Here is a 26662-nt window from a genome sequence, read left to right as displayed (position 1 = left end):
TTCTTGGGGAGCGACGAAGGAGAAACAGCGAACCGCGAGTCAGATAAACGACCCTCGGTCAAACCACCAACCGTCAATGGTCGTGGTGATGGTGGTGGCCCCCGCCGCCCTCCGCCTGCATTTTCATCGCCAGGTACAGTTTCTGAGCGTTGTTCAGGGCGACTCGGTGGGTCGTAAACTCCTCTTCCAAATCCTGCTGGTCGTCACGCTGGATCACGACGATGCGATCGTCTCGGTACAGCAGCCTGATCGGCACAGGCTCCAACTCGATCATCACGTCATGGTCATCGTGTTCCGGTTCGTCCTCTTCGTCATGGATGTGCTCGACAAAGACGAATGCATCGGGGCCTTCCACCACAACGGCCTCGGCGGGCAGCATCCATTGGTCCTTCCACTGCTCCACCGGAAGCCGAAGATGCAGCCGCTGGCCCGGTCGGAAACGCCATTGTTGGAACAACCGTCCGTCGGAAACGCGATCTCGTGTCACTTCGTTCGGAAGCTCGACAAAGAAGGTCACGCTCTGCGTCGCTTCGTCGACATGGTTGTCGATGCGTAGCAAAGGCAGTTCGACAGACGCACCATGAGCATGCTCGGCTGAGTGATCATCCACCACAACCATCCAATCCCGTTGCATGATGCGGTCCAAGACATGCAAATCATCCTGGAATGCCATGCCCTCCAAGTACAAACGCGAGTGATAGGCCACGCTGCATAGCAAATCACCACGGGCCACGGACATACCCGGGTGCACCATCAAATCTTCGACCGAAAAACCGGAGACTTCTTCGGAGTTCATATCCGAATCGATGAAGCTAGGCGGAGACACCTTCAGTTCCGTCGCCAACTCCCGGTTCTGCAACACTTGGTCCACGCTCGCAGAAGGCAACCCACGACTTCGCAGTTCTTGAACCAACGTGGATTGCTGAGCCGAGAGCTGTTTGATTTCGTATTCCAAATCGCGCAGCTTGTTTCGCGAAACCGCCCCCGAGGTGACCAGTGGAGACAAACGCGTGATCTCTTGATTGGCGACTTCCTGTCGCGTCAGTGTTTCCAGTAATCGCGATTGAGCGTCGATCACGGCTTGATCGGTGATCCGAATCGAAAACAAAGTCGAATCGGAAACCAAGCTCTGTCCGGGGAGGACCTCAACCTTCTGCACGATGCCCGTGACTGGCGCCGAAACGGACAAGTCGCTACGACCGGGGATCTCGACCACTCGAGCTGGAACCAACTGGGTTTTCCAGTGATCGCCTCGTTGCACCATTCCCATCCGCAAACCCAAATTGGCATACGCCTGCTCGGTCAGCGCGACATGGTCCTCTTCGTGATTCTCCTCAAGGTGGTCTTCTTCGGTGTCCTCGTCTTCGATGTGCAAGTCGGACATCCCCGCGGGGTGCGGATCATCCGAATGCAAATCCTCGGGGGCATGAACGGTTGACGGTGACAGGACCAGGCCGGCTGCGGTTCCCAAACCAAAGACGAGAGTGAGCACTCCCGCAGCGATCAATGCACGCAATCCCGCACGAGAGATACCTTGTTGTGACATAGCGATTCTTTTCTGATGGAACGTTGCCGACTTCTCTGAGCCGCCGGCAAAAAATGGGACGGATGTCCCAGAACATTCGTGAAAGAAAAGAAAGGCTTAGAGGCGGAAAACCTGAAGAGCGGGACGACTGAGCGCGCGCACGTTCAGCCCGCGAGAATCAATGCCTCTCCCCCGTTCATCCGCGACCACCATCAAAGCCCCGAACGCACCGTTCGCGGTGTCAGCGACATCCAGCGATTGAACGCAGTCGCCGTTTGCCGGCATCGGATTTCGCGAGCCTCGGGTGTACAGCGTCCTCGGCTCACCCGTGCAATCGTGGTTGTCCGAGTTCGACACCTCTCCGGCAGCAGTGGTTGCCGAATCTTTTTGTGACAACTGCACCAGCGATGGATGCGAATGTCCGTCGGCATGGCTGAAACCGTCTAGCAACTGCAACCAAGCGTTGTGCTCCAGGCATCCGCAGGGGCAAGCTCCCATCTGATACAACATCGCAATCACAAGCACGCATTGCACGAGCCGACGTTGCAGTTTCAACAGAAGCGGGCGGGGATTCAAAACGTATCCGTTGGGACGGGCCGATGAGTCGCAACGAAAGCCAACAGGCTCGCCGCGATTGAGTCAACGCCTCGATTGTAACTAGGACGACTCGCCGATGGAATTCCAATGCGGCCACGTCTCGTAACTGCTCTGTCAGTTTTCACGGAACGGATTGGACAAAGAGCATCGATCCCCATGATGATTGACTTCACTCGCGAGTCCGGTCGCGTGCGAACTTGAGCTTTGCAAGAAGATCGCTTTGTCCGGGCAACGCTGTTTCTTCAGGCCACGCTGTTTGCGACTGATCGGAAGTCGTCTTCCCATGTTTGATGCGAGCATCCCGCTGCGTTGGCGAAGTGGCTTTCGTTGTCGAGCGCGCCGTTGCGGATACCTTCGTAAATGCCAGCGATCACCGTGCCCATGAAATCGCCCAGTTCCTCTGTGCGATCCTTGCGATATTCCTCCACCGTCATGTCGCGGTAAGACAAATCGGTCCCGAAGGTCTGATTGAGATAATCGGTCAGCTGGCTTTGTGTGATGGCCTGCCCGTGCAAGTTGTAGGTGTTCCCGTTGTGGTGGGATTCCGTCATCATGTGAGCGTAGGCAGTCGCAAGTTCCGGGCGTGTGGTGTAGCCACATTTGCCACCGCCCGCACAATTCGCGATCTCACCACGCTGTTTGTATTCGTCCATGTAGTCAACGTCAGGCTCGATGTAGATTCCGTTCCTGCCGATCACCCAGTCCAGACCGCTTTCGCGAATGTCGGCTTCCGTTTGGCGATTGCTTTGAACAATCGGCGAGAAGGCGGTGCCGCTCTCCGCAACCTGAATGCTGGTGTAGACAATCTTCGTCACGCCCGCATTCTTCGCGGCTTCGATGACATTGCGATGCTGGCCAATTCTTTTTTCCGGCGAGTCCATTCCCGAAACCAGCAGAACGGTGTCCACGCCGTCCAGTGATTGCCGAAGTTGGTCCGGTTGCTCGTAGTCGCCCGGTCGAATCTCCACGCCGAGCGACTCTGCTTTGGCAGGAGTACGAGCCAGCCCAACGACCGCGTCCTTGGCCAACCAATTCAATCGTCGCTTTCGTGATCGCAGCGCCCAATTGGCCGCTGGCGGATGTGATGGCGAATCGAGTCATGGCACTCCCTCTTTCGGCTGAACGTGGATAGATTGTCTTTTGAGAATCAATGTAAATTTGAGAACGTCATGCTGCGGGATAAAGCAAACTTCAGCCTCCAAAGGACTAAATGAGCCCAGCATAGGATGCAGTCGCATGAGTCAGGATCGTTGTTCGTTGTCCAGTCGCTTGGCTTCCTTGTGCCCCTCGTCTGACTGCCCCAACTTCCAGTAGCTGGAGAGATACAGATTGCTTGCTGGCACCGATTTCTCGTCGCACAAATAGTGTCTCAGAAATCGCATGCTATTGAATTCGCACGCCGCCCAAACGCTGACGCGTCCTTCATGCCAATCCAAGGCACGGACCTTGGATGCCAGGAACTCTCGGTCCGCTTCGAGCCGCGGGTTCACTTCCCAGTGCAAACGCACACCGTCCGGGTGATCGATGTCAAGAATCGCATCTTCGCTTGGAACTTCAATCACAGCGTGACCCACCGCGGCCGATGGCAGCTGTTCCAAGTTGACGCTGATCGCGGGCAGAGCGGATAGATCGCCCGCCAATAGAAACCAATCCGCGTCCGGCTCGATCAACTTCTTCGGCCCGGGGCCTCCGACCATCACGCGGTCGCCGACGGATGCTGAGCGTGCCCATGTGCAAGCCGGCCCGGAGGGATCGTGCAGAACAACATCCAGGTCGATCTCGCCTGGCCGTTGCTTTCGCACGGTGTAACTTCGCATCAACGGACGCTGGTCGTCTTCCTGCGGAAACACCAGCTTCACGTAGGCACTTTCTTGATCTGCTGGGAACTCTGCCATCGCGTCGCCTCCCAAGGTAATCCGCAGCATGTGTTTGCTGAGCGGGACCGAGCGGATCACTTCCAATTCTCGAACAGGCCGTTTTGCCATGATTCCTAACTTCCGATACGTAACCGTGCGAGGCGACCCTTCGCCGCAGCACTCTGTTTGCAAATTCAATTCAGCCAACGCTTTCACGCAGAAACAATCGTGCAGAAAAACGCGACTACGAATCCTGACGTTGAGACGCAATCATCGATTGTGCGATTCGCATGAATGACTGGATCTGTCTCTCGCTCAAGCCACCAGTCATCTCCGCCGCAGCCTCCTGTTCGCACCGATCCAATTTCTTCAGCAAGCGTTTTCCCGATGGTGACAGAGAAAGAAACTGGCTTCGGCGATCCGCCGGGTTCTCTTTCTTGCGAACGTATTCCCACTGCGACAAATCGTTCAACACACGAGCCAACTGCGCCTTGTCCATCTCCATCTTTTGCGTGATGGAACGTGCCGTGCTGTCAGGGCAATTGCGAATGCATTTCAAAACTCGCAGGTGAGTGACGGGCACTTCAATTCCGTGACGCCGAACGCCCTCCCGAAGCTGCCGCCGGTGAGCATGCATCAAACCATGCAGCGATTCACTCAGCGAAGCGAAGCCATCTCCGAGTGCACTCGCACCTATCGATCCTGAACTCGACATCTGAATTCTCCTGAACGTTGACAGTGTCAACTTTATGCGTGAACGTTGACACCGTCAACTGTTCTGATTGAGCTTCATTTTAAAACGCTTCAGCGAATCGCTTTGCTTGCAGATGACCTCGCTATCAACGCAATCACGCGTGGTTGTGAAACGCTCCGTTTTTGTTGACTCCTGAAACCCACGCCGATACGTTTGATCCAAGAGTTGTCCCCACTCCCCTCTTTGCAAAGAATTGGATTTTTATGCAAATCTCGCAGCGTCTTTTTCGACGAACCGCCACGGAAGCCAAACTCAGTCAACCTCAACGACGACGTCGACTGAAGCTTGAATTGATGGAAAGCCGGCGGCTTTTGGCGGTCATCGTCGATACCACCACGGATGTTAGTGATCCAAACGATGGCGTCACCAGCATTCGAGAAGCCATCGTCATTGCCGCTAGCACGCCGGGTGACGATGTGATCGAAATTCCGGCCGGGAATTACGAATTGAATTCTGCATTGGTCATTCAGGACTCCACCGGCCAAGTAGAACTGCACGGCACAGGTGGTACTGCAACCCTAGATTCCAGCCAACAATCTGGATCGCAACGTCGTGGGATTTTCGTTTCGCCTGGTAGCCAAGTCAGCCTCCGAGAACTCAAGCTCACAGGCGGCTCCGCTGACATCGCCGGTGCCATCGAAAACCAGGGCGACCTGACGATCATCGATTCAGTGCTGACCAACAACGTCGCGAAATTCGCTGGTGGTGCCATCTTCAACTCGGGTTCGCTGACCATCCAAGACTCCGTGCTGAAGAACAACACTTCCACGTTTGGTGACGGCGGCGCGATTCGCTCGATCGCTAACGCGCCAGTCACCATTGTCGATTCCGTGCTGAAGGACAACGAAGCCGGCAACCGCGGCGGAGCGATCTTCGCCGAAGATGCACTTCTGTCGATCTCTGGAACGGACATCGAGGACAACGCCGCAGGAGGTGCAGGTGGCGGAATCTTCGTCGAGCGGGGAGCAACCGTCAGCCTCACCGATTCGCGAATTCGTAATAACTCGGCACGATACGGGAGTGGTGGTGTGTTCTCATTTGACAGTTCGGTCACTGTGATCGACTCCGCTCTCACAGGCAACGAAACCGCTGAGGGCAGTGGCGGCGCGATCTCAGTGCTCGGCAACAGCGATGCCACCTTCATCGACAGCAACGTTTCTGGCAACTCTGCCAGCGTCGATGGCGGAGGCCTGTTTGTGGAGCAAAGCAGCGTCACTCTCTTAGATAGCCGAGTCAACGACAACGTTTCGGGAAGTTCCGGCGGTGGCATTCATGCGGTCGGATCCACGGTCGACATTCAGGACTCGGTGATGCAAACCAACCAAGCTCGCTTTGCGGGCGGCGCGATCTTCGCGTTTCAAGTCAATCTCGACGTGAATGATTCGCGTCTGCTGAACAACTCAGCGACCGAAGGCAACGCGGGTGGAGTGATTGTCATTGATTCAAACGCTGAGTTTGTGGGGACTCGCATCGCGGGGAACCATGCATCCAATGACGCGGGCGGAATCCTGATCGACAACAGCGTCGCTGAGATCAGAGATTCAGACATCGCGGGCAACACGTCACAAAGCGGAGGTGGTGGCCTTTACATTGAAAACTTCTCCAACGTGCAGATCAGCGATACCCTGATCGTGGACAACTCGACTCGATCTGCCGGTGGTGGGTTGTTTGCCTTTGACAGTTCTTTGACGATTGACGATAGCCGAATTGTTCAAAATTTGGTCAGCCAAGGAGATGGTGGTGGCGCCAGCATCCTCGGTGATTCCAACGCTGTCATCACGGACACGAAGTTCAAAGACAATGTCAGCGGAAACGACGGCGGCGGCATTTTCTTTGATGGAAACTCGCTGGACCTTGTAAGTAGCCGCATCGATCGCAATACCGCAGGTAACAACGGCGGTGGTTTGCACGTGGCGAGCGGGCACGTGTCGATCCTGGATTCCGTGCTGATCAACAACGTCAGCGGACATCGGGGTGGTGCGATGTACAACTCAGGAACCACGGTAGTCGTGGATACCAATTGGATGTTCAACCAGGCCGATGTGCACGGTGGAGCCATCTTCAATGCGAATGGCGGAGACCTGGATATCTCCGACTCGTTCTTCAAGGAAAACGAGACCATCTACTCGCATCTCGGAACTGCGATCTACAACGACAATCTCGCGGTGCTGACCCTCAATGCGGCGACAGTGTTCCAGGACCAAACGCTCTACACGGTCTACTACGCCTGAGTCTCGGCACTCAACAGGCCGTGTCACGCAACAGCGAGCAGTAACCTGCCAACCGCTGCTCGCGTTGCAAGCTCACATATTGCCTCGGGGAACCGCAGTAGGCTGGCGACAAGATTGCGGCGAGACCGAGGTGGGTCGCTAGGACCGGCAGATTGCTTGCACGCGGCAATGGACCTGAGGAAAGCGCTTGAAATTTCGCCTTCTGGCTTGACGAACCGTTTTTTGGTGGTCATCGTAAAACCCGCTAGATTCCTTGGTCGGACCGTCTGCATCTCTACGAAATTCCGTCGCTCGATAGTCAAACATGACGTCGCTGGTCCGATCCGTCTTGCCGATTCTGCTTTGCAGCGTGGTTGCCCTTGGGCAAGCCCCGGTGTGGTTGCACGTCGGCTCATGCGATGGACACGCGTCGGTTGAGACCGCTCCAGCAGCGAACGAGAACGGTTCCTGCTCGCACTGTTGCCATCATCGTGACGCTGCTAGCCGGCCGGTTGAAGGCGACGATGCAAAGCAGTCAGGATCTTCGTCGTCAGGTCATGATCATGACTCGCATGATTGCTTTCTCTGTCAATCCTTGGGAGCTCCCACCGGTTTCACCACGGTCGATTTGACACCGCCACTCGCGGAGTTGTCGATTGATGAGGCCTCCCTTCTTTACGCCCGAGTTGATGTCTCTACGCATCGATCCACGGCACGTCCTCGCGGCCCTCCCGCCTAGTTCGACGCACGAGCGTTCCTGCGTAAGCACGCAGTCCAAATCGCTTTTGTTGCGTTGAATCATCGCTGGAAATCACCAAGGAGTTGCCGCGCGCACGCTGTGCCACGCATTCATTCTCTGCTTGGAGCCGGCGGTGGCATGGTCTCAATACGTTCCGCCGCGTGGGTGTAGTTGATTACGGTCCGACCACACCTCGATTGGTTGCGCTCATGCGGTGGGGCACCATTGAAAATTTTTGGCTTTCGAACTGCAGCATTTGCATGTTGGATCGAAGCTCGCTTCCGACTTTTCGCGTGTTTTTACACGCCAGCCGATCAAACGTGGATGGTTCGTTCGTCGCCGCCATCCACGGCCTGCACTGGTCATGCGGAACCTTTTGCCAGGCGACAAAACACTTTGTTAACTCGTTTTTCTTGAAGGAAAACAATATGCGTAAGATGCTTCGCAACAAGAAGGGTCAAGGTTTGGTGGAATACGGTCTGATCATCGCCGGTGTGGCTTTGATCTGTGCCGCCGCCGTTTCGGTTTTCGGTCACAAAACAAGTGACCTGTTCGCCGCGGTGGCGACGATCCTTCCTGGGGCACACACAGATGACAATGGGCCGATCACAACTGGAAAGCTTATCGAAACAACGGCCGATGGGACTTCAGGGGCGATTGAAATTGATGCGGTTGGAATTGCTGCGAATTCTGGAAACTCGCGTCTCGGAGACAACGTTGGTCTTGATACTCCGACTGATTTCGGTGGTTTGATCTTGGAAGCCGAATGATCAGAGTTTGAGTTACTCTTTGCATCGATTTCTGCTTCGGCGAGTTCGCTTCGTCGAATCGGATTTCTGAAAGGGAAGTTGTCATTTCGTGTTCGCTGTGATTGCAATCATCACTTTCAGCTTGCTGTTGGTTGCTAGCTTGCAGGATTTGCGAACACGGGAGATCCCGGATTGGATCTCCGTTTTGATCGGCACCATCGCGATCGTGAGTTCCTTGCTTGGTTGGCTTGGGCTCTCGATCGCTTGGGTGCTGGTCGGTGGTCTCACTGGCCTGCTCATCGCTTACGCCTTGTTCCACTTTGCGAAATTGGGCGGCGGCGATGGGAAGTTGATTGTTTCGCTGGGACTGCTGGTCGGTCCCGTCGGATTGCTAATTGTTCTGTTTTGGATGGCGATGGCCGGTGGCGTGCTGTCGCTGATCGCGATGCTTCGCGGCCAGCGAGACTACGCCTATGTGCCCGCCATTCTGTTTGGCTTTATTGGCTACATCGCGTTCGTATCGTTTTACTGCTGAAGGACACCAACTTCCACGGACGAATGAGTTCCGGGCACGACAAATAGCTTATGGGTAACGATCTTTCATCCACACGCAGATCGCGAGCCAGCGATGCTCGCGGTTGTGCATGCGATCGATCAGGGCAAGCTCTCATTGAGTTTTCTCTGATCGCGTTGGTGCTGTATTTGTTGGTGGGCGGAGCGATCACGTTCGGTATTTGGATCCACGCGGCGGGGCAAATTCAAGTTGCGGCGAACGTCGGGGCACGCGAATTGTCTCAGACCCCGCTGCCAATCGATTGCAGCTTTGAAGAAGCTTTGCGAGACCGAACGGTGATGCGTCGGATCTACGACGATCGTTGGTTGGTGATCGATTTGGATGAGTTGGAACAAGAGATCCCCAACTACAACTTCTTTCTCGATGTGGTTCCACAAATGCCGTTGTTGAATCAGCAATTGGCGACGCTCTACATCATGGACGAATTCGTCGAACGAGGATCAGCCGAGGATTGTGAACTTCCCTCGGAAAACGAAATCACAACCACCCGCAGACTGCTGAGATACCCGGGCGCGATGCTGGAACGCACGGAGGATGAGGAAGGCAAACCCGAGATCGGCTTGGACTACGTCGCCGACGAATTTGTGGTGCAGATCCCCCTCGTGATCGAACGCCAAGAGGGCCACAACGGAGGCGGCGGTGCGGAACGAATTCGATGGGTGGACGTGGTCGAAGAAATCGACACCGAGGATCTGCCGGACGATGACTCCGGCAACAACCCCGATCCGTTCATGCTGGACAACCCCGACGAAAACATTCGAGGTGTCGTCGCCCTTCGCGTGCACTATCCCGCTCAGTCACCGTGGATGAGTAGCTTTCGAGACAACGGCAAGTTCGTTCCAAATGTTGGCGATCCAAACGCGGCCATCGATTGCGAAGTGGAATCAATCAATCCCGACGCGATGCGTGGCACATTGCTCTGTCGGCCTTTGATTGAATTTAACAGCGACGGAGAACGCATCTATGCGGGGACGTACGGGGGGAAGTATGGGTTGGGCGTTCATGGAGCGTTGACCAGCCCGGAATTGACTGGCAGTGCCATTGGCATTCGTCCCTACCGACGAACGCTTGTCTCGCACGCCATTTTTCGCAGGGAAGTGCTACTACCTGAGAAACCAGAAACTCCTTCGCCCTAGGCGAGTCACCAATCAAAGATGGTCATGAGAAAACAACGATCCTCCCTTTCGTTTCTGAAGATTGTCCTCGCGACATTCCTTGTGCTGGGTGTGCTCACGGCGGGCGTGGTGGCGTCTTTGGTCGCCGCGGGAATTCCAATGGAGCGTCTGGCATTTTGGAGGCAATCAGAAGCTCGGCCCGATGCGATTTCTCTGCCGATGAACTGGCGTCCGATCGCGGCCTATTCCAAAGTCGCCCGCGGCGATTTGCTGGATCCTCGGACCGGCAAGATCCACGGAGTCGATGTCCCGCTGACCTCGCTTCCAGGCATGAGTGCGACGGTTGCATCGCCCGACGGAACGTTGATCAGCCAACGCATTCAAGCGGCGGAGCGAACCGCCGACGGAGTGTTGTTTCAGTTAGACGATGGCAGCGTCGTGACCGATCAGCAATTGGTTCAGCTGGGAGGTGCCTTCACCCAGGCGACCGACATCATCGGACGGGTGTTGAAGAGCGACAAGACACCCGGGTTCGCATTTGCGGAAGCCAACTTCTTCGAACGAGGCACGCCGGCGGGACTAGCGGGGGCGACTCCACCGGGGATGCGAGCGATGACTTTGAAAGCGGATCAGCTCGCCGGAGTTCATCGCATCAGCATGGGCGAACAAATCGATTTGGTCGCGAATATTCCGCTGAAGAAACTCAGTCGGTTTGAATACTCAACGGGCAGTCGCTTGCCGGGCTCGGAATTGGTCATCGATAGCAGCCGAGCATCGCGTGACGAAGAGAAAGAGACCACAGCCAGATTGGTTGCACGACAAGCCAAAGTGTTGACACCGGTCGTTCAACGCGTCAGCACGGAAAGTTCGGCATCACTCACGCAAGGCAAACGCTTGTTGAGCGTGCCGGTGGAAGAGGTTGTGTTGGCGGTTGCCGCGGAGGATGTGTCGGCCGTCACGGCGGCGTTGGAATTGAGGGCCACGGTCAACGTGTTGGTTCGCAGTGGTCGTCCGGACTCGAAGGAACCAACCGCCAACGTTCCCGATGGAATGGTCGCGGTGCCCATTCCGGGGCAAACGCTGCTCGCTTATCAAACCATTCGTCCGACCAGCTTCGAAGATCCCGCGACCGCATATGTCAGGACGATTCCCGTTCCTGAGGAGACCGCCATACGCTCTAATTGGATCACGGATCTATCGCAGTTGGTGGGACGCGTGCCAAGACACGATCTGCCCGCCACCGTGCCAATCAGCGAGTCGGATTTGATGCCGCCGGGAACCGCCACTGGATTGTCAGGTGCCACACCATCCGGAAGGGTTCTGTTCTTTTTGGACACCGACGGCTTGATTGGAGGTGATGCATTTGAGTTTGGTCAGCATTTGGATTTGGTCGCCAGCCGAACGGCGGAACAACCCCGTGGTTCTCGAGGTCGTTTGACCAATGTTGTATTGACCGACGCCCAGCGGACCAGCGTGGAACCCATTGCGGACGATGTGGTGGTGATGATGCCCACGCGATCACCGGGCAACCCGACGGCTCAACAAGGTCAATCAGCAGACATCAAAACAGCCGCGAAATTGATCCTTGCTGTTCGGCCGGATCAAGTCGCTCGGTTGGAGTACGCGGTCGCTGTTGGGGCCAGTCTCAGAGCCACCGTCCGTGCAGCGACACCGCTGATGGATGCCAGTCGAAAACCCATCCCGGAAACGGCGATCCCGGCTTCGCCGTCATCCGATTCCGAACGTGTGACTGTGATGAAATTCAACCCGTTGGCGGATGCGAAACGCACGGACATTTTCGTCGGTGGTGCCCAAGCCTCTCACTTGTTTGGGGCATCGCAATGAACCGAATTCTGAATTGCAATCCTCCTAACAAAACGCGAGGAAAATCAGCCGAACGTGACGGTGTGGTCTTGGTCCTGATGGCGATCGTTTTTTTCGTCTTGATTGGAATCGCCGCGTTGTCGATCGATCTAGGAATGGCACGGTTGACACAAACCCACATGCAATCCGTCGCCGACGCCGCGGCGATCGAAGGCGGGTGGAACCTTGCCATGCAGCGAACTGAGTTGGACGTTCGCGAGTTCGTGGTTCAGCGTGCGGACCTGGCGTCAGACAGTTGGGGGCCGAAACGTATCGAACTCGATGAGGGAACGATCGTCGCAGTTGCCGGCCAAACCATTCGTTGCGACACCTTAGGTGATCCTGTCGAGCCGACCTTGGAAATCAATGCCAGCAACGAATTGGCGGGCGACATTGTGTTGGGAAATTATGACCGAGAGGTGGTGCCCGACGAATTGCCAGGGCAACCCGCCGGTTACGATCGTTCACTGACCTTCCTTCCCGACACCGACCAGCCGAACTCGATCTTGGTTCGTTTACGACGCACCGGAGAAGACGATTTGGCGGGCGGAACCTCCGCCGAACGATTGGTGGGGCTTTGGACGCGAGGCTCACTGCTGAACCTCGAATCGAAAGCTCGCGGAATCTCGGTTCGTGGTGAATCCATCGTCCAGCTCATGCCTGTGGTTGCCGTCGGTGGAGCGTCAAGCGAACTCGTGCCTAGCGCGTTGTCCGTTGCCTTGCCGCGATCAGAGATGGAAGCGGAGACCTATCAGCGGACATCATTGAGGCGGATTGACGAAGCTTCCTTGACGGTTGGCACCCCTGTTTCGTCGGTGGATGCCGCCACGGATTTTGCGGGCGTTGGTTATCTGCCCATTTTCGATGTCTTGCCAACAGGCAACTCGGTGGTCATCGGGTTCGTTCTAGCCGAAGTCACTGCGGGGGCTGTCGTGCCACGCACGATGGAGGAACTTGGGTTCGAGTTCCCCAATGCAACGGCGAATCCGACCTGCGTTTCGGTCTTGAACGACGAAGTTCTGATGGCCAATCGGTCGCTTGCCGGTACAGACGCCGCGCACGCACCCGTCCTCGTCCGAGCCAGACAAATTCAGGGGACCAATCCATGACTCAAATCTTGGCTGTCGTTCAATCGGAATCGCTCGAGGTCGAACTCGAAGCCGCCGTAGCATCGCTTGGCGGTGACACGTCCATTGACTTCGCAGCGGACCTCTCGTCTGTGATCGCTCGCATGCGGCATGACGCGCCGGACCTGTTGGTGTTGGAGTTGTCGTCTTCGATGGAGTCGCTATCGCAATGGCAACACGCGATCGAAGTGCACGATGTCTCGTGCCCCATCATCGGAATCTTGGATGACGATGCGGAGACGGTCGATGGCTTGTTGGTCGAGGCCGTGCGGATTGGCGTTCGCGATTTTCTACGTCGACCGGCCAGTTCCGGCGAACTTGCCGGCGTGATGCGTCGCGTGGAGAAGGCACGTCCCGAGATGGGCCGGCGAGGGAAGTTGCTGGCGGTCGCCAGCACCAAAGGCGGCGTGGGCAAATCCACCATCGCGGTCAACACCGCCGTCCATTGGGCGACCACCACGGACAAGCGTGTTCTATTGGTCGACGCTTCATTGCAACTTGGTGTGGCGGCCTCGTTGTTGAATCTCAACCCAACCATGACGATCGCCGATGTTGCAGCGATGAAAGATCGTCTGGATGCGACGATGATTCGCGAGGTGGCGACGATCCACGAATCAGGACTTCACGTTCTGGCGGCTCCACCAACACCAGCTGACGCATCGGATGTGGATGACGAATGCATCTCGGTGATCTTGGGGGTTGCCAAGTCGGCGTTTGACTTGGTTGTCGTCGACTCATTTCCGTTGCTCGATGCGACCACACTCGCGATTTTTGACCGAGCTGATCATGTGTGTGTGGTCACTGAAAACGTGGTGCCGACTTTGACCGGGACCGCGGCGATGTTGAAAACATTGGACCAACTGGATGTACGTCGCAATCGTCGCACCATGGTTCTCAATCGCTTTCAAAAATGTGCGGGCAGTCTGTCCGCGAGCGAGGTGTCCGAACAACTGAACGAACCCGTCGCCGCGGTTCTTAAAAATGATCGCCGAGTCGTGGAGGCGGCCAACTTGGGTGTTCCGGTGATCACGACACGAAGTTGGTTCGGGGTGTCGGGATCGATGCGGCAACTCGCTGACGACCTGCTTCAGAAACTTTCGGTCGAGGCACCGGTCGCGCCACAGGTCGTTGCCGAACCAGCGATCGCAGTGGAAGCCGAACCGATTTCGCCAGCGGTTGTGAGCTGACATGAGCGAATCCAATCTGAGAGCGAGACTCGGCAAAGTCGGCCGTCCCACTAAGCTGAAACCTGACGGTGCCAAGCCGGAACGATTGGCCGAAGGCAATAGCAACGCCCATGCGGAACCCGCGCGACGAAGTCGAGCCGTCACCGTCAAAGGACGCTTGCACGGACAACTGCTCGATGACTTGGATCGTCGTGGGTTGCTGAGTGCGGATAGCGACCAATTGAAGGAAGAGGTCGATGTGTTTGTCGCGGACGTGGTGGCCAACGAACAACTGCCACTGAACGAATCCGAACGCTCACGGTTGTCCGCGGACTTGTTGGAGGAAACATTGGGTCTGGGGCCACTGGCCCCGTTGATGGCCGATCCGACGGTGACCGACATCCTGGTCAACGGTCCTGATCATGTCTTCGTCGAACGTTATGGCAAACTGGAACTGACCGACGTTGAGTTTCGAGACACCGATCACCTGACGCGAATCATTTCGCGAATTGCAACTCGGGTTGGCCGCCGCATCGATGAATCGCAACCCATGGTGGATGCTCGTTTGCCGGATGGGAGCCGTGTGAACGCGACGTTGCCTCCGGTCACATTGGATGGCCCCACGTTATCCATTCGCCGTTTCGGGCGGCGACGTTTGCGAGCCGAAGAGTTACAGCGATTGGGCATGTTCAGTTCCACCATGGCGGAGTTCTTTTCGATCGCCGTGAAATCGCGATTAAATATCTTGATCAGCGGCGGAACGGGCAGCGGAAAGAGCACCTTTCTCGGTGCCATTTGCGAAAGCATTCCTGACGACGAACGTGTCGTCACGGTCGAGGATGCCGCGGAGTTGGTGCTCGATCAATTGCACGTGGTGCGGATGGAAACCCGGCCAGCCAATGTCGAGGGGCGAGGCCAGATCACGGCCCGCGATTTGGTCGTCAACGCTTTGCGAATGCGTCCTGACCGGATCATCGTGGGGGAAGTCCGCGCGGGGGAGTCGTTGGACATGTTGCAAGCGATGAACACCGGGCACGATGGTTCGCTGACGACGGTTCACGCCAACAGCCCGCGTGACGCGATTTCTCGATTGTCGACGATGGTGTTGATGAGCGGTATGGAATTGCCCGCGGCCGCGATCCGGGAGCAAATCGTTTCCGCGATTGACCTGATCTTGCATGTTCGCCGCTATGAAGATGGTGTCCGACGCGTTGAATCCGTTGATGAACTGGTTGGTTTGGAAGGAAACACACCCCAATTGCAACAACTGTTTCGATTTGACGTGCAAGGTCGCAAAGGAAAGCGATTGCAAGGAAAGCATGTTGCGACAGGAACGGTTCCGCGATTGGTCGACAAGCTCCGCGCTCGTGCGATCGACATCCCGACCGCTTGGTTCGAAAAAGACGGCGGAACCACCACGTGAGCGCGCTGGTCATCCTCGCCGTGATGCTTTTCGTCCTTGCGGGAGCCACGTTGGTTCTGCGGCGATCGTTCGCTTCGGCAAACGCGACGGACCGGTTGAGTGAAAGCATCGCTTGGTTGACACCGCCGAGCTCGGCGGAAGAAAACGCCGCAACGACGTCCAAGACTGAGCAACGTCGAATCATTCGGCCCTTGGCTCGCCCGCTGCGTTGGTTGCCGTATGCGATGGGGGTGTTGCTGGCGATTTCAATCGGGTTGCTGACATCCATTCCTTGGTCGATTGTGGCGGCGATTGGTTTGGTGTCCGCCTTGCTTCTGGCCCAAGTTGAGAGCATGTGGCACACGTGGCGGCTGAGTCGGGTGGAACGCCAACTGATCGATTTACTGGACATGATGATTCCGATGCTGCGAAGTGGTGCGGGGGCGTCTTCGGCATTGGCGGCGGCATCGGAGGTCACAGCTGCGCCTTTGAAAGGCCAGATTGATTGGTGTGTTCGGCGAATCCAATTGGGCGATTCAGGCAGCGAAGTCTTTCAAACGCTGGCCCATCGGATCCCAATCGACGTGATGGAATTATTCGCAACCACGATGAGCGTGCACTGGGAAACCGGTGGTTCGCTGGCACCCGTGCTCGCATCGGTCGCTCGGGTGGCTCGCGATCGTCAGGAAGTGGCGCGGCGGATTCGAAGCAACATCGCTCAAAGCCAATTCTCCACCGTTGCGGTACTGCTGCTGATTTACTTTGTCGCTTTGGTGCTGTGGCTGGATCGCCCGGCGGTGATGGTTGAGTTCGCCACCAGTTCACTTGGTTCCGCTGCGATCGCGGTGACGATCGTTTTGCAGGCGGTTGGCATCGTGTGGATGAACCTCATCAGCAGGCCAAAGACATGAGCATTCAATTTCGAATCGTTTTAGTCGCATTGCTTTGGGCCGTGATTGCGGGGATCTGCTTTGCTGTGTTGCGTCGATATCAGCGGCGAGGTGAAGCAGCGTTGCGATTGAGCCGTGACATTCGTCGAGATGCATCGCCAGAAGAGGGACGCAGACCGGGGTGGCTGCGACGCTACATGTCATTGGCGGGATATTCGTCTCCCGCGGCCGGTGTGATGCTGATTGTCGCAACTGTTTTCATGTTCCTCGCCGGAACGATGGCGGTGCTGGCGATGCGCTGGAGCGGCGTTCAGCAACTCATTCTCAACGGCATTGAAGCGGTCCCCGGTGGACTGTCAGGAATGTTGGCTCCCGTGGTCATCGTGTCACCGTGGCTGATCGTGGTGATGATTTCGCTGTTGCCACTGTTGATTGTGCGAGCTTCTCGACGCAAGCGAGTCCAACAGGTTTCGCGTGATTTGCCGCTCGCGTTGGATCTTTGGGCAACGCTGGCCGAAGGAGGGCTTGGATTTGACGCGGCACTGGACCGTTGGATGAAAACGCAGCGAGTCGATCGTGTGCTGGCGTCCGCATGTCGCGGATTTCAACGCGACCTTCTCGGAGGAATGGCCCGTAGCTCAGCGTATCGTCGTCTATCAGATCGCTTGCAGATACCGCCACTGACGCGATTCACCGCGGCGATGATCCAGTCCGAACAGATGGGAAGCAGTGTCTCAGAAACATTGCGTTTGCAAGCCGAAGACGTGCGAGCGGAGCGACGCGAAAAGTCGCTGGCTTTTGCGCAGTCACTGGCGACCAAACGTGTGATTCCGTTGGTCGTTTGTTTCTTGCCAGGGTTGTTCGTCTGGCCACTCGGTCCGTTTTTCACTCAGCTTTTGCGCATCGTCGACAGTCTGACGGGGACAGGATGAGTGAATTGATCGATCGATCCAATGGACGAAAATTGCTTTCAAAGGTCGAGTTCGCGACCACATTTTGGAAACGTTTCTGGGGTCTGCAATTTCGTCGTGAGTTGCCAAGCGGTCATGGAATTTGGTTGTCACCGTGCTCTTCTCTGCACACCTGTTTCATGCGTTTCCCCATTGATGTGGTGATGCTTGATGAGCGCAGAAAGATTGTTGCCGTTCGAAGGAATGTCCAACCATGGCGGCTGCTGTTCTGCGAAAGAAAAACTCATTCGGTGATCGAAGTGACTTCCGCCGATGCGGGCTGGACGGTTGGTCACCAAGTCGATGTCATTGATTTCGACGTCACTGATCGTTCCTAGATTTTTTGGTTCTTTCCCTGAAGGCTTCACGATGCATTCGCATACTCACGAGATGACATTGGGGCTCGCGTTTTTCCTGGGGGCGTTGCATGCGTTGGAACCTGGGCATGGCAAAACGGCCATGTTGGTTTACCTGAGTGGAGAACGGCGTAGTTTTTGGCATCCTTTGGTGATGGGGATATCCAGCGGTGTGGCGCATTCCGTTTCGCTGATCGCGATCGCGATGGCGGTGCATCTGACACACCATTTGGTTTCAGGGGATCACCATCATGAAAATGATGCGGTGACTCAGTCGCTGCAATGGATCAGTGCCGGTTTGGTGATGTGCGTCGGACTATGGATGCTTTGGTCCGCGTGGCGAGCCAAGCCAATGAAATGCGGATGCAAATCGCATCAAAATGGTGATTGTGACGCGAAATCGTTTTCTAGAAAATCAAGCTACTCGATGAGTGCGCTGCTGGGCGTCGCGTTTGGACTGCTCCCTTGTCCGTCGGCATTGGCTGCTTACTTCACCAGCATGTCGACCGGTTCACCCGTCGCGGCGTACACGGTGATTGGACTGTTCGCCGCGGGAATTGCTTGCAGTCTGAGTTGCGTTGGCATTTTGCTGCAACGCTTTGGCGGAAGTCTGATCCGAGAAAACAGTCGGTTTGCAAAGCTTCCCTGGCCGTATCTGCGAGCCGGGTTGATTCTTGGCGTCGGCGTCTTTTACTGCAGCCGATTGGTTTTGGTTGCTTAGAATCCGGTGCTCGATCGACGTCCTATCCAAACGTAGGAGCGAGCTTCGTTGTCGAAACCCGGTTGATGGAGAGGGAAGGCTCAAGCTGAGGGCCGATTGTGCCGAATTTAACGGATGTCCTGTGGTCGGACTCGCGACAGATGCTGCCGGCTGGCTCAAGACGGCTCCTCTGTCAACACAATCAGTCTCCGCTCACGGAAAGCCGGCATGACGGTGTTTGCACTCATTCGATCCCGCAAACTTAGGTTGCGACAACTCCAAGCTGGGATGGCAGTCCTGCTATGGCTAGTTGTTCCACCTCAGGGAAAGGCACAAGAAGACGGTCCGATTCGCCTGCCCGCTGCTGATTCTCCCGGACGCGTTGAGGCATTTGCTGAACCGTTTCGGTCAGAAGCGACTGCCGCCATCGAGTCGGACGTTCGCGAATCGTTGATTCAATCTGACTTTCCTTCTGAGCTGATCCTGCCACCGCCCAGTGCCGACGCTCAGGAACGAGCCAAGCGTTTCGTGCAATCGGAAATCGATCCCGAAATCCCATTGTCGTTGGTCTTGGGACGCCCCAAAATTTTGCGTCTTGCCGACACGCCGGCGCGAATTTACATCCCGGATGAAGAGACCATCCGCGCCGTAATCATTGATCCCGAAGGCGGTCGTGAACTCGCGGTGACCGGACTGGAACCCGGCACCACCACACTCATGCTTTGGTTCACGGATGCATCTGCACCGAGCGGGCAGAGCGTTGTCAGTTATTTAGTTCGTGTGTACGAAGATCCAATCCTGGCGAAACCCGTCGAGGACCTGGAAGACGAGCTGAACAACAAATTCCCCAACAGCTACATCGAGTTGGACGAGATCGCCGATCGCCTGATCGTTCGCGGCCAAGCCCCCGATGCAATTGAAATGTCGCAGATCCTGCAAGTCTTGGCAGGAGCTCGCGGCGTGCGGCCCGGCGTCACGCGTCCCAACAATCCTGTGACCGTTGCAGGTGCCTTTGACTTTCTAAGTCCGATTGATCCTTTGTCGAGTGAGGAACAGGCGGCCGAACGTCGACGCGTGATCGATCCGGTCGCGTTGGCTCAAGCGGGAATCATCAACCAGATGAAGATTGTTGGTGAGCAGCAAGTCATGCTGAAAGTCACCGTGGCGGAGGTCAATCGTAGTGCCGCTCGAAGCATTGGATTGAACTTCGCTGTCGACAACGATGACGGTTTGACGGTTTTTCAATCTCTCACGGGAAACTTGATTCAAAACAACAACGCGGGGGCGGGCCAATCGAGCGCCAACGTCCTGGCGTCGCTCGATATGGGGCAGGTTCGGATGGCGATCGAAGCCCTGCGTCGATTGAATCTTTCACGGACGCTTGCGGAGCCCAACTTGGTCGCCATGAATGGCCAACCCGCTGATTTTCAAGCGGGCGGTCAGTTCCCCATTCCAATCATCAGCAGCGGCGGACAGGGAGGAAACAACCTGCAAGGCGTGTCGTTCGTTCCCTTTGGTGTTCAACTGCAATTCACGCCGTTCATTCAAGACCGCGACGTGATCCGGTTGCAAATGAACGCCGAGGTCAGCACTCGAGACGAGTCACTGGGCACATCCATCGGTGGCGGAGGCGGCGGCACCCAGGTGTCCGGACTGAACAGCCGAAACTTTTCGACCACGGTCCAACTTCGCAGTGGTCAAACCATCGCGGTCGCTGGTCTACTGCAGACCAACTATGGAGCGAGCACCGACCGAGTGCCGTTTTGGGGCGATTTGCCTATCGTTGGAGCAACCGGTGGCGTCAATCGCAGCAGCAGCGGCGAACAGGAACTGGTGATCTTGGTCACTCCTCACCTCGTGGCTCCTGTTGATTCTTGTGAGCAACCATCGTTGCCCGGCGACGATGTCCATGAGCCCTCGGACATCGAATTCTTCATCGCGAATCGCTTGGAAAGCCGTCGTAGCAAAGATCATCGCTCGTCTGTTCGCACCGATTACGCCCGGCAAAAACGAGCGGAGCATTGTTGCCCAGAGATCTACATGGCAGGCGAGATCGGACCCACGGATCGTTGCTGTCCCAGCCCCGCGGTGATGTCTCATCAAGCCGCTGCCCCGGTTCCGCACAATCAGCCGTCCATGCCGAATACGGTCGTTCAGCCTGCACTGCCCCCTGCCACGCCGCAGTCGTTTGGTGAGATGTTGTTGCAACCAGGAGTGAGCCATGAATAAGCGTGCCCAACTTGCACTCACCGCCATCGCGGTCTCCTCCGCGTTGACCATCGGTTGCGCCGGACGTCACGGGATCTTCGGAACCGACAAGTGCGCGGATGTGCCCGCAGGAGCCATCCCCGAACCGGCTGGAACCAAAGTCTGTGAATGGCAAACGGAACAGGTCCGGAATGCGATCGCCGATCAAACGGTCTACTACCAAGCGGACTTCGTTGGTGGTACCGCGGAGCTTTCACCGGCGGCAATGGAGCGTTTAGCTCGCAACTCTGGCAGCGGCCTGCTCGCCATACAAAACCATGTGATTGAGCCTTCCGGCGATACAGACCTTGACGCTTTTCGCGTGGACACGGTGACACAAACGTTGCTGCAAGCCGGCGTGCCACAACCTGTCGTCCAGGTCGCGGTTCCCGCCGCCTTGGGACTTCGCGGTCCGCAAGCGGAACGCGTTGCGGGCGGATTCGGAACCATCCGAAACTCGTCCGCTGGCACTGGGGCTCCGATTTCGCGTCCGTCTGGTTTGGGCGGCGTTGGTATCGGTGGCTTCGGAGGCTTTTAGTCATGCGTCCTGCCATTTCATCCACCATCAGCTGCCTGGCATTGCTGCTGGTGATCAACGCCTTTGCCGGGTGTGCGCGTTTCAAACGAGCGGAGGATTCATCTTTCCTCAAACCGCTCGGTCAAGACAAAACGGAACTGAACGCAGCGAATCGCTCCAAGCCGTTGGATGAGCGGACGCTTTGCATGGAAACCGCGAAAACGGTGGCGGCGAAGGGGCACGCGAACGAAGCTTCCAAGCTGTATCTTCGAGCCGAATCGCTCGCTCCTGATCAACCACCGTTGGACAGCGAACTGGCACCGTTGTTGGCCAGCCTGTGTCAGTTCGAAGATTCTATCCAGCGTTATCAGCGACTGACGTCCAGTGATCCCGGCAACCAAGACCACTGCAACAATTTCGCGTGGACGTTGATGGAGGCGCGACGCTACGAAGAAGCCATTGCAGAGGCTCAACGTGGACTCGAGTTGGAGCCGAAACAGCGGAGGCTACGCACCACGTTGGCAATGATCCATTATCGCCGAGGCGAACGACAATTAGCCGAACGTCATTTCACCGAGGCCTTGGGTGCCGCCGACGCGTTCTACAATCTCGCTCTGCTGGACATTGACGATGGTAATTTGGATTCCGCACGTCAGAGTTTGATGCGAGCGAACCAGACTCCGTCGCCCAATCCCAACGCAGCCAAGTTGCTCGCGAGCCTTGGCAAAGACTTCTTCTAGGTCCGAAGCCACTTCGCCTCTTGCGAAAGCGAACGTGAACTTGCATCCCCAGGAACCGGCGGAAGGCCATTGTTGCTGGTTCGCTGAGTGAATGCGGCTTGATATTGCTGCTGCTTAAAATGCTGTTCCGTACGTGTTCAAGGAAAGCGCGACGATGTTCATTCGATCCACGAGGGCGCGGCGACGTCTTGGAGGAGTTTCGCTTCCCGGAAGGTCAGGGGGCGTTTGGGGATCACGGTCAAACTGCCGTCGGTTTCCAGCACGACCCAGTTTGCTTCGGCGAGCGAGGTGAACCCTTTCTCACGCAACTTGGCAAACACTTCCGATTCCGAAATGCGTTCGCGTTGCATGTTTTCCGTGACGAATTGTCCTTTGTGAGTCAACAAGGACGGTTGCGGTTTGACAACTCGCCGAAAGAGCGAGCTCTTCATGACGAGGTAGGTGGTCAACCACTGCAGTGAGGCCAAGATCGCGATCGCGGTGGTAGCATCGGTGATCGAGACGTCTTTCAGCAGGATGCCAGAACCCACAAGACTTCCGATTGCGATCGTGACAATCCAATCGAAGTTGTTCATTTGGCTGGTCAAGCGTTTGCCCGAAATTCGAACGACAAGAATCACGAGCAGATAAAAGTAAATCGATCCGATCGCGACGCTCTCAAGGCGGTCAATGCTGTTGAACCACGTGTCAATCGATTCCTTCATGACTGATCCTTGCTCTTGCTGCTTTCGGCCCGAACGTTTTCGTCTTCCCGTTGGTTTCTCATCTTCTTTCATTGAATGAGCGAAAGAGACCACTGCAAGATGGCTGAACAAATCCTGTGCCATTTCCACGAGGTGTCTTTGAACGCAGCCATCATCCGACGAGTTGAACATCTGGCCGGTGTCAAAGCAGCGAACACTTGGCAGTCATGTCTTCGCGATTTCGCTGAGTGGTTGAGCGTCGGGGGGGTGCATGCCAGCAAATTGCACAAAGCGATGGTGGCGGGAGTCTTTCGATTGCGACCGCATCCGCTATGATTTCGCGTTGCCAACGTGCCCCATCCGCTTTGTGAGACTCACCATGGCTGATCATCAGAGTGTCGATCGCATCTCTGATCCAAACCGCCTGAACAGTCTTCGGGCAACGAAATTGCTCGATAGCCCGCCGGATGCCGCGTTCGATCGACTGACCCGCCTCGCATCGAGGCTTCTGAAATGCCCCGCTTCGGTGGTGACATTGGTCGACGAAGACCGCCAGTTCTTCAAGAGCTGCATTGGCTTGCCCGAACCGTGGGCATCCCGACGCGAAAGTCCTTTGACGTATTCTTTCTGTCGCCAAGCCGTCCTGTGCGATGAACCGTTCATCGTGGACGACGCCTCGATCGACCCTCGCGTCAAAGACAACCCCGCGGTGGCCGAGTTTGGAGTGAAAGCTTACGCGGGAATTCCCATTCGCACGACGGATGGCCACGTGCTCGGATCGCTTTGCGTGTTCGACGCTGTCTCTCGTGAGTGGAATCAGACGGAGATCGAGACTCTCAGTGAATTGGCGTCCTCCGTCGAATCAGAAATTGAGCTGGTAACGATTTCCGAACGCGAACGCGACCAGCAGCAACTCTTGGCTGCCGTCATCGAACAATCACCCCTGGCTGTTTGCGTGGTTGACAGTAACGCGCGAGTGCAACTTTGGAATCGATCGGCCGAGCGAATGTTTGGCTACCGTTCTGACGAAGTGGTTGGTGAAGCGTTGCCGATTGTTCCCCCTAAGAAACAGAGCGAGTGTCAAACAGTTCGTGAATCGGTCGCCCGAGGTGAATCGACCATCGGGCTATCAACCGATCGGATGCGTCGCGACGGGACGTTGGTTCATGTCAAACTCGCGGCCGTACCGCTTGCTGGATACGAGGGCGAACCCGGTCGGATGCTTTTGATGTTCGACGATATCTCCGAACAGATTCGAGCCGATGCCGAACGCGATGAACTGCTTGGTCGATTGCAAGAAGAAACCTCGTTGACGAACGCCGTGCTGGATCAGTTGCCGGCGGGCGTCATCGTGGCGGATGCCGAAAGTCGAAAGGTTCTGTCCATCAACGAGCAGGCTCATGAACTGATAGGCCGTCGTGTGTCGGCGGGCGGCAGCGCGGACGCGTTGGCTTCATCCGTGGGGTATCACGTCGACGGAACACGTTATCAACCCGAAGAGTGGCCGACCGAACGAACGATGCGCCGTGGCGAATCGATTTCGAATGAAGACATCGTCTTTGAACATGAGGATGGGACACGGCGACGAATCCTGACCAGCTCCAAGCTCGTCACGGATGCGAATGGAAAGCAGGCGAGGGCGATCACCACCTTCACCGATGTCACCAAAATTCGCGAGCTGGAGGCGGCACGCTACCGGAGCGAGCAACAGGCGAAACAAATTCTGGCCAGCAGTCACGACAGCATCAAAATACTTGATTTGCAGGGATGCCTTGTTTCGCTCAATCCGGTGGGAGCTTTGCTGCATGAGATCGACGACGTGGACGAATTGATCGGCACGCCCTGGATTGAATTTTGGGAGGGAGAAGATCGTGAGCGTGCCGCGACCGCCGTGGCGGAAGCACTCGCTGGTCGCTCGGGCAGATTTCGGGGGATTCGTCCGACTCGCCTTACCAAAATCGATCGATGGTGGGACGTCGTCGTCACGCCCATTCGGGGCGAAAATGGTGAGCCAGAACAAATTCTCGCCATCTCCCGCGATATCACGGAATCCGTCCGGGCGGAACAACAACGTGAGGGCCTTGTTCAAAAGCAGATACAAGCTCGTCAAGAAGCTGAATCAGCCAGGGAGAAGTACCAGAACTTAGTCAATGGTTTGGATGCAATCGTGTGGGAAGCCGATGCCAACACGTGGGAATTCAGCTTTGTCAGCGAACGTGCCGAGCAAATTCTCGGCTACCCGATTCAACGCTGGCTTGCTGACCCCGGATTCTGGCCGAGCATCATCCATCCCGACGATCGTCAACATTCCATCGCACTGTGCCAGAACGCAACGCGACAGTGCCAAGACCACGATTTTGAGTACCGCGCCATCACCAGGGACGGACGCACCGTTTGGCTTCGTGACATCGTCTATGTGACATCAGACGATGAGGGGCACCCCAGCCATCTTCGAGGCGTGATGGTCGATATCTCCGCCAGGAAGGAACTGGAACAAGAACTCCGGCAACGTGCAGAACAGCTTGCGGAAATGGACGCTCGCAAGAATGAGTTCCTGGCGGTCCTTGCCCATGAACTTCGCAACCCGCTTGCTCCGGTCAGCAATGCAGCCGAGCTGTTGCCGTTATGCAAAGAGAATCCGCAGGAGGTCATGGAGATTGCGGAGATCCTGCAAGCTCAGTCGTCGCAACTGGTGCGTCTGATCGATGACCTCATGGATCTATCCAGGATCACTCGCGGCAAGATCCAGCTTCAAAAAGAGAGCGTGTCGATGGTCGACATCTTGCAAACCTCGGTGTCATCGGTCCGACCGTCTTGTCTCGCTCGGGGGCATCAACTCAACGTCGATCTGAGTCCGGGAAACGGCGTCGTGGTGATGGGCGATCGTGTGCGGCTGGCCCAGGTGTTCACGAACCTTCTCAACAATGCCTGCAAATACACACCATCTGGTGGCGCGATTGATGTGGGATGTGAAGTGAGCGATGGATTCGTCGAAGTCTTCGTTGCTGACAACGGTGTTGGAATCTCACCAGAAGACGCCGAAGGAATTTTCGAGATGTTCACCCAGGTCGAAAGTTCCGTCACGCGAAGTCAAGGAGGTCTGGGGATCGGACTCACGCTTGTGCAGCAGTTGGTGGGGCTCCACGACGGAGTTGTTGTCTTGGACCAAACCTACGAAGGTCCGGGAAGCCGTTTTGTGGTTCGCCTGCCAATCTCCAACCAAACGGAAATCAGTGACGAACAATTGACCTGCGTACCATCCGAAACAACGCTGAACGTTGTTGTCATTGACGACGTCCGAGCCGTTGCAACGATGCTGGTAAAACTGATTGGTGCTCTTGGGCATCAAGCACAGATGGCGCTTGGTGCGGAAGAGGGAATTGAGCTTGTCCACAAGATCAAACCTGATGTTGTGTTTTCGGACATCTGCATGCCGGGGCACTCAGGTTATGAAGTCGCCGCCGCGCTCCTGCCCCTCAAAAAATCTTCAGGAACCACATTGATCGCAATGACGGGCAACGGTCAGCCGGAGGACGTCAAGAACGCGTCGGCTGCGGGCTTCGATCACCATTTGGTGAAACCCGCCAGCATCCAAATGTTGCGCAGAGTCTTTGAAGAAATCATCGCAACCAAAAGTTCGGCACGCTGATTTTGCCAGCGCGAGTCAGAGAGTCTTTTGGCGCCGAACAAGTGCGATCTCTTCTGAACGAAGAATCCAATGCCAAGCCCGCAAAGCGTGTCCCAAGCAGCCGTCCGCCAAGCGAACGCCCAAGAGGCTTCTCGACCGCCAACTGACAAGGTTTTCGGCAGGTCACCGAAATGGGCGATACAGAATTCGAATCTGTGGCCTCTGCCGTGTGAAAGCAGCGCTCTAACCAACTGAGCTAATCGCCCGGAGTGCC

The 26662-nt window shown here is 56.3% G+C and carries 24 protein-coding genes and 1 tRNA gene; 18 read left to right on the top strand and 7 right to left on the bottom strand.

Going from position 1 to position 26662, the window contains the following annotated elements; all coding sequences use genetic code 11:
- Positions 1-73: 73 nt before the first annotated feature.
- The 5 genes from LOC70_RS04335 to LOC70_RS04315 all read right to left on the bottom strand — a co-directional run bounded on the left by LOC70_RS04335 (position 74) and on the right by LOC70_RS04315 (position 4693).
- Entirely contained in the window at positions 74-1546 is a 1473-nt protein-coding gene (locus LOC70_RS04335) for an efflux RND transporter periplasmic adaptor subunit (RefSeq protein ID WP_230252089.1), read from the bottom strand.
- A 96-nt stretch (positions 1547-1642) separates the two neighbouring features.
- Positions 1643-2059 carry a hypothetical protein gene (locus tag LOC70_RS04330; RefSeq protein ID WP_230252088.1) on the bottom strand — a complete coding sequence of 139 codons (417 nt, stop codon included), beginning with the start codon at positions 2057-2059 and terminating at the stop codon, positions 1643-1645.
- 305 nt (positions 2060-2364) lie between these two features.
- Positions 2365-3159: an NAD(P)H-binding protein gene (locus LOC70_RS04325; protein ID WP_230252087.1), complete on the bottom strand. Its 795-nt coding sequence runs from the start codon at positions 3157-3159 to the stop codon at positions 2365-2367.
- Positions 3160-3363: 204 nt separating this feature from the next.
- Positions 3364-4107, bottom strand: coding sequence for a siderophore-interacting protein (locus LOC70_RS04320; RefSeq protein WP_230252086.1), 744 nt, complete (start codon positions 4105-4107; stop codon positions 3364-3366).
- Between the two features lie 115 nt (positions 4108-4222).
- Positions 4223-4693: a MarR family winged helix-turn-helix transcriptional regulator gene (locus LOC70_RS04315; protein WP_230252084.1), complete on the bottom strand. Its 471-nt coding sequence runs from the start codon at positions 4691-4693 to the stop codon at positions 4223-4225.
- Positions 4694-4935: 242 nt separating this feature from the next.
- Here LOC70_RS04315 and LOC70_RS04310 point away from each other — a divergent pair, with 242 nt between their 5' ends.
- From LOC70_RS04310 to LOC70_RS04240, 16 genes are all read left to right on the top strand, one after another.
- A complete protein-coding gene (locus LOC70_RS04310) occupies positions 4936-6963 on the top strand; it encodes a hypothetical protein (RefSeq protein ID WP_230252083.1) in 2028 nt (675 codons plus the stop codon).
- Positions 6964-7267: 304 nt separating this feature from the next.
- Positions 7268-7681 carry a DUF2946 family protein gene (locus LOC70_RS24580; RefSeq protein WP_390888993.1) on the top strand — a complete coding sequence of 138 codons (414 nt, stop codon included), beginning with the start codon at positions 7268-7270 and terminating at the stop codon, positions 7679-7681.
- Between the two features lie 428 nt (positions 7682-8109).
- A complete protein-coding gene (locus LOC70_RS04305; RefSeq protein ID WP_230252081.1) occupies positions 8110-8451 on the top strand; it encodes a Flp family type IVb pilin in 342 nt (113 codons plus the stop codon).
- Between the two features lie 88 nt (positions 8452-8539).
- Positions 8540-8965, top strand: a complete 426-nt coding sequence (locus tag LOC70_RS04300; protein ID WP_230252079.1) for an A24 family peptidase — start codon at positions 8540-8542, stop codon at positions 8963-8965.
- 50 nt (positions 8966-9015) lie between these two features.
- The gene (locus tag LOC70_RS04295; protein WP_230252078.1) at positions 9016-10140 is read left to right on the top strand and encodes a TadE/TadG family type IV pilus assembly protein; all 1125 of its coding nucleotides are present in this window, start codon (positions 9016-9018) and stop codon (positions 10138-10140) included.
- Positions 10141-10164: 24 nt separating this feature from the next.
- The gene (locus tag LOC70_RS04290; RefSeq protein ID WP_230252076.1) at positions 10165-11964 is read left to right on the top strand and encodes a hypothetical protein; all 1800 of its coding nucleotides are present in this window, start codon (positions 10165-10167) and stop codon (positions 11962-11964) included.
- Entirely contained in the window at positions 11961-13091 is a 1131-nt protein-coding gene (locus LOC70_RS04285; protein ID WP_230252074.1) for a pilus assembly protein TadG-related protein, read from the top strand. The genes LOC70_RS04290 and LOC70_RS04285 overlap by 4 nt, the downstream gene beginning before the upstream one ends.
- On the top strand, positions 13088-14296 hold the full coding sequence (locus LOC70_RS04280; RefSeq protein WP_230252072.1) for an AAA family ATPase: 1209 nt from the start codon (positions 13088-13090) through the stop codon (positions 14294-14296). The genes LOC70_RS04285 and LOC70_RS04280 overlap by 4 nt, the downstream gene beginning before the upstream one ends.
- A gap of 1 nt (position 14297) precedes the next feature.
- Positions 14298-15698: a CpaF family protein gene (locus tag LOC70_RS04275; RefSeq protein WP_230252071.1), complete on the top strand. Its 1401-nt coding sequence runs from the start codon at positions 14298-14300 to the stop codon at positions 15696-15698.
- Positions 15695-16588 (top strand): type II secretion system F family protein, encoded by an 894-nt coding sequence (locus LOC70_RS04270; protein ID WP_230252069.1) that lies wholly within the window; start codon positions 15695-15697, stop codon positions 16586-16588. The genes LOC70_RS04275 and LOC70_RS04270 overlap by 4 nt, the downstream gene beginning before the upstream one ends.
- A complete protein-coding gene (locus LOC70_RS04265; RefSeq protein ID WP_230252067.1) occupies positions 16585-17499 on the top strand; it encodes a type II secretion system F family protein in 915 nt (304 codons plus the stop codon). Before LOC70_RS04270 ends, LOC70_RS04265 begins: the two co-directional genes overlap by 4 nt.
- Positions 17496-17855, top strand: coding sequence for a DUF192 domain-containing protein (locus tag LOC70_RS04260; protein WP_230252066.1), 360 nt, complete (start codon positions 17496-17498; stop codon positions 17853-17855). Before LOC70_RS04265 ends, LOC70_RS04260 begins: the two co-directional genes overlap by 4 nt.
- 31 nt (positions 17856-17886) lie before the next feature.
- Positions 17887-18594, top strand: coding sequence for a HoxN/HupN/NixA family nickel/cobalt transporter (locus LOC70_RS04255; protein WP_230252064.1), 708 nt, complete (start codon positions 17887-17889; stop codon positions 18592-18594).
- Between the two features lie 267 nt (positions 18595-18861).
- A complete protein-coding gene (locus LOC70_RS04250; RefSeq protein ID WP_230252062.1) occupies positions 18862-20802 on the top strand; it encodes a type II and III secretion system protein family protein in 1941 nt (646 codons plus the stop codon).
- Complete coding sequence (locus LOC70_RS04245) at positions 20795-21358, top strand: hypothetical protein (RefSeq protein ID WP_230252060.1); 564 nt, start codon at positions 20795-20797, stop codon at positions 21356-21358. The genes LOC70_RS04250 and LOC70_RS04245 overlap by 8 nt, the downstream gene beginning before the upstream one ends.
- A gap of 2 nt (positions 21359-21360) precedes the next feature.
- Entirely contained in the window at positions 21361-22077 is a 717-nt protein-coding gene (locus tag LOC70_RS04240) for a pilus assembly protein PilF (RefSeq protein WP_230252059.1), read from the top strand.
- Between the two features lie 158 nt (positions 22078-22235).
- On the opposite strand, the gene LOC70_RS04235 is transcribed toward LOC70_RS04240, so the two are convergent.
- Positions 22236-22781 carry a DUF421 domain-containing protein gene (locus LOC70_RS04235; RefSeq protein ID WP_230252057.1) on the bottom strand — a complete coding sequence of 182 codons (546 nt, stop codon included), beginning with the start codon at positions 22779-22781 and terminating at the stop codon, positions 22236-22238.
- A gap of 99 nt (positions 22782-22880) precedes the next feature.
- Here LOC70_RS04235 and LOC70_RS04230 point away from each other — a divergent pair, with 99 nt between their 5' ends.
- Entirely contained in the window at positions 22881-23096 is a 216-nt protein-coding gene (locus LOC70_RS04230) for a hypothetical protein (RefSeq protein WP_230252056.1), read from the top strand.
- Between the two features lie 43 nt (positions 23097-23139).
- Complete coding sequence (locus tag LOC70_RS04225) at positions 23140-26409, top strand: PAS domain S-box protein (protein WP_230252055.1); 3270 nt, start codon at positions 23140-23142, stop codon at positions 26407-26409.
- Between the two features lie 171 nt (positions 26410-26580).
- Here the strand turns inward: LOC70_RS04225 and LOC70_RS04220 are convergent.
- Positions 26581-26654: transfer RNA gene (locus LOC70_RS04220), tRNA-Val, on the bottom strand.
- Positions 26655-26662: the final 8 nt, after the last annotated feature.

The organism is Rhodopirellula halodulae (assembly GCF_020966775.1).
Taxonomy (GTDB): Bacteria; Planctomycetota; Planctomycetia; order Pirellulales; family Pirellulaceae; genus Rhodopirellula; species Rhodopirellula halodulae.
The sequence above is the reverse complement of the archived record's forward strand: the minus strand, read 5'-3'. Positions and strand labels throughout refer to the sequence as shown.

Excerpts from the sequence above, each read along its gene's own strand:
- LOC70_RS04335 (WP_230252089.1), bottom strand. The coding sequence starts at position 1,546 with ATGTCACAACAAGGTATCTCTCGTGCGGGATTGCGTGCATTGATCGCT.
- LOC70_RS04320 (WP_230252086.1), bottom strand. The coding sequence starts at position 4,107 with ATGGCAAAACGGCCTGTTCGAGAATTGGAAGTGATCCGCTCGGTCCCG.
- LOC70_RS04315 (WP_230252084.1), bottom strand. The coding sequence starts at position 4,693 with ATGTCGAGTTCAGGATCGATAGGTGCGAGTGCACTCGGAGATGGCTTC.
- LOC70_RS04310 (WP_230252083.1), top strand. The coding sequence starts at position 4,936 with ATGCAAATCTCGCAGCGTCTTTTTCGACGAACCGCCACGGAAGCCAAA.
- LOC70_RS24580 (WP_390888993.1), top strand. The coding sequence starts at position 7,268 with ATGACGTCGCTGGTCCGATCCGTCTTGCCGATTCTGCTTTGCAGCGTG.
- LOC70_RS04305 (WP_230252081.1), top strand. The coding sequence starts at position 8,110 with ATGCGTAAGATGCTTCGCAACAAGAAGGGTCAAGGTTTGGTGGAATAC.
- LOC70_RS04295 (WP_230252078.1), top strand. The coding sequence starts at position 9,016 with ATGGGTAACGATCTTTCATCCACACGCAGATCGCGAGCCAGCGATGCT.
- LOC70_RS04290 (WP_230252076.1), top strand. The coding sequence starts at position 10,165 with ATGAGAAAACAACGATCCTCCCTTTCGTTTCTGAAGATTGTCCTCGCG.
- LOC70_RS04285 (WP_230252074.1), top strand. The coding sequence starts at position 11,961 with ATGAACCGAATTCTGAATTGCAATCCTCCTAACAAAACGCGAGGAAAA.
- LOC70_RS04280 (WP_230252072.1), top strand. The coding sequence starts at position 13,088 with ATGACTCAAATCTTGGCTGTCGTTCAATCGGAATCGCTCGAGGTCGAA.
- LOC70_RS04275 (WP_230252071.1), top strand. The coding sequence starts at position 14,298 with ATGAGCGAATCCAATCTGAGAGCGAGACTCGGCAAAGTCGGCCGTCCC.
- LOC70_RS04265 (WP_230252067.1), top strand. The coding sequence starts at position 16,585 with ATGAGCATTCAATTTCGAATCGTTTTAGTCGCATTGCTTTGGGCCGTG.
- LOC70_RS04260 (WP_230252066.1), top strand. The coding sequence starts at position 17,496 with ATGAGTGAATTGATCGATCGATCCAATGGACGAAAATTGCTTTCAAAG.
- LOC70_RS04255 (WP_230252064.1), top strand. The coding sequence starts at position 17,887 with ATGCATTCGCATACTCACGAGATGACATTGGGGCTCGCGTTTTTCCTG.
- LOC70_RS04250 (WP_230252062.1), top strand. The coding sequence starts at position 18,862 with ATGGCAGTCCTGCTATGGCTAGTTGTTCCACCTCAGGGAAAGGCACAA.
- LOC70_RS04245 (WP_230252060.1), top strand. The coding sequence starts at position 20,795 with ATGAATAAGCGTGCCCAACTTGCACTCACCGCCATCGCGGTCTCCTCC.
- LOC70_RS04240 (WP_230252059.1), top strand. The coding sequence starts at position 21,361 with ATGCGTCCTGCCATTTCATCCACCATCAGCTGCCTGGCATTGCTGCTG.
- LOC70_RS04235 (WP_230252057.1), bottom strand. The coding sequence starts at position 22,781 with ATGAAGGAATCGATTGACACGTGGTTCAACAGCATTGACCGCCTTGAG.
- LOC70_RS04230 (WP_230252056.1), top strand. The coding sequence starts at position 22,881 with ATGGCTGAACAAATCCTGTGCCATTTCCACGAGGTGTCTTTGAACGCA.
- LOC70_RS04225 (WP_230252055.1), top strand. The coding sequence starts at position 23,140 with ATGGCTGATCATCAGAGTGTCGATCGCATCTCTGATCCAAACCGCCTG.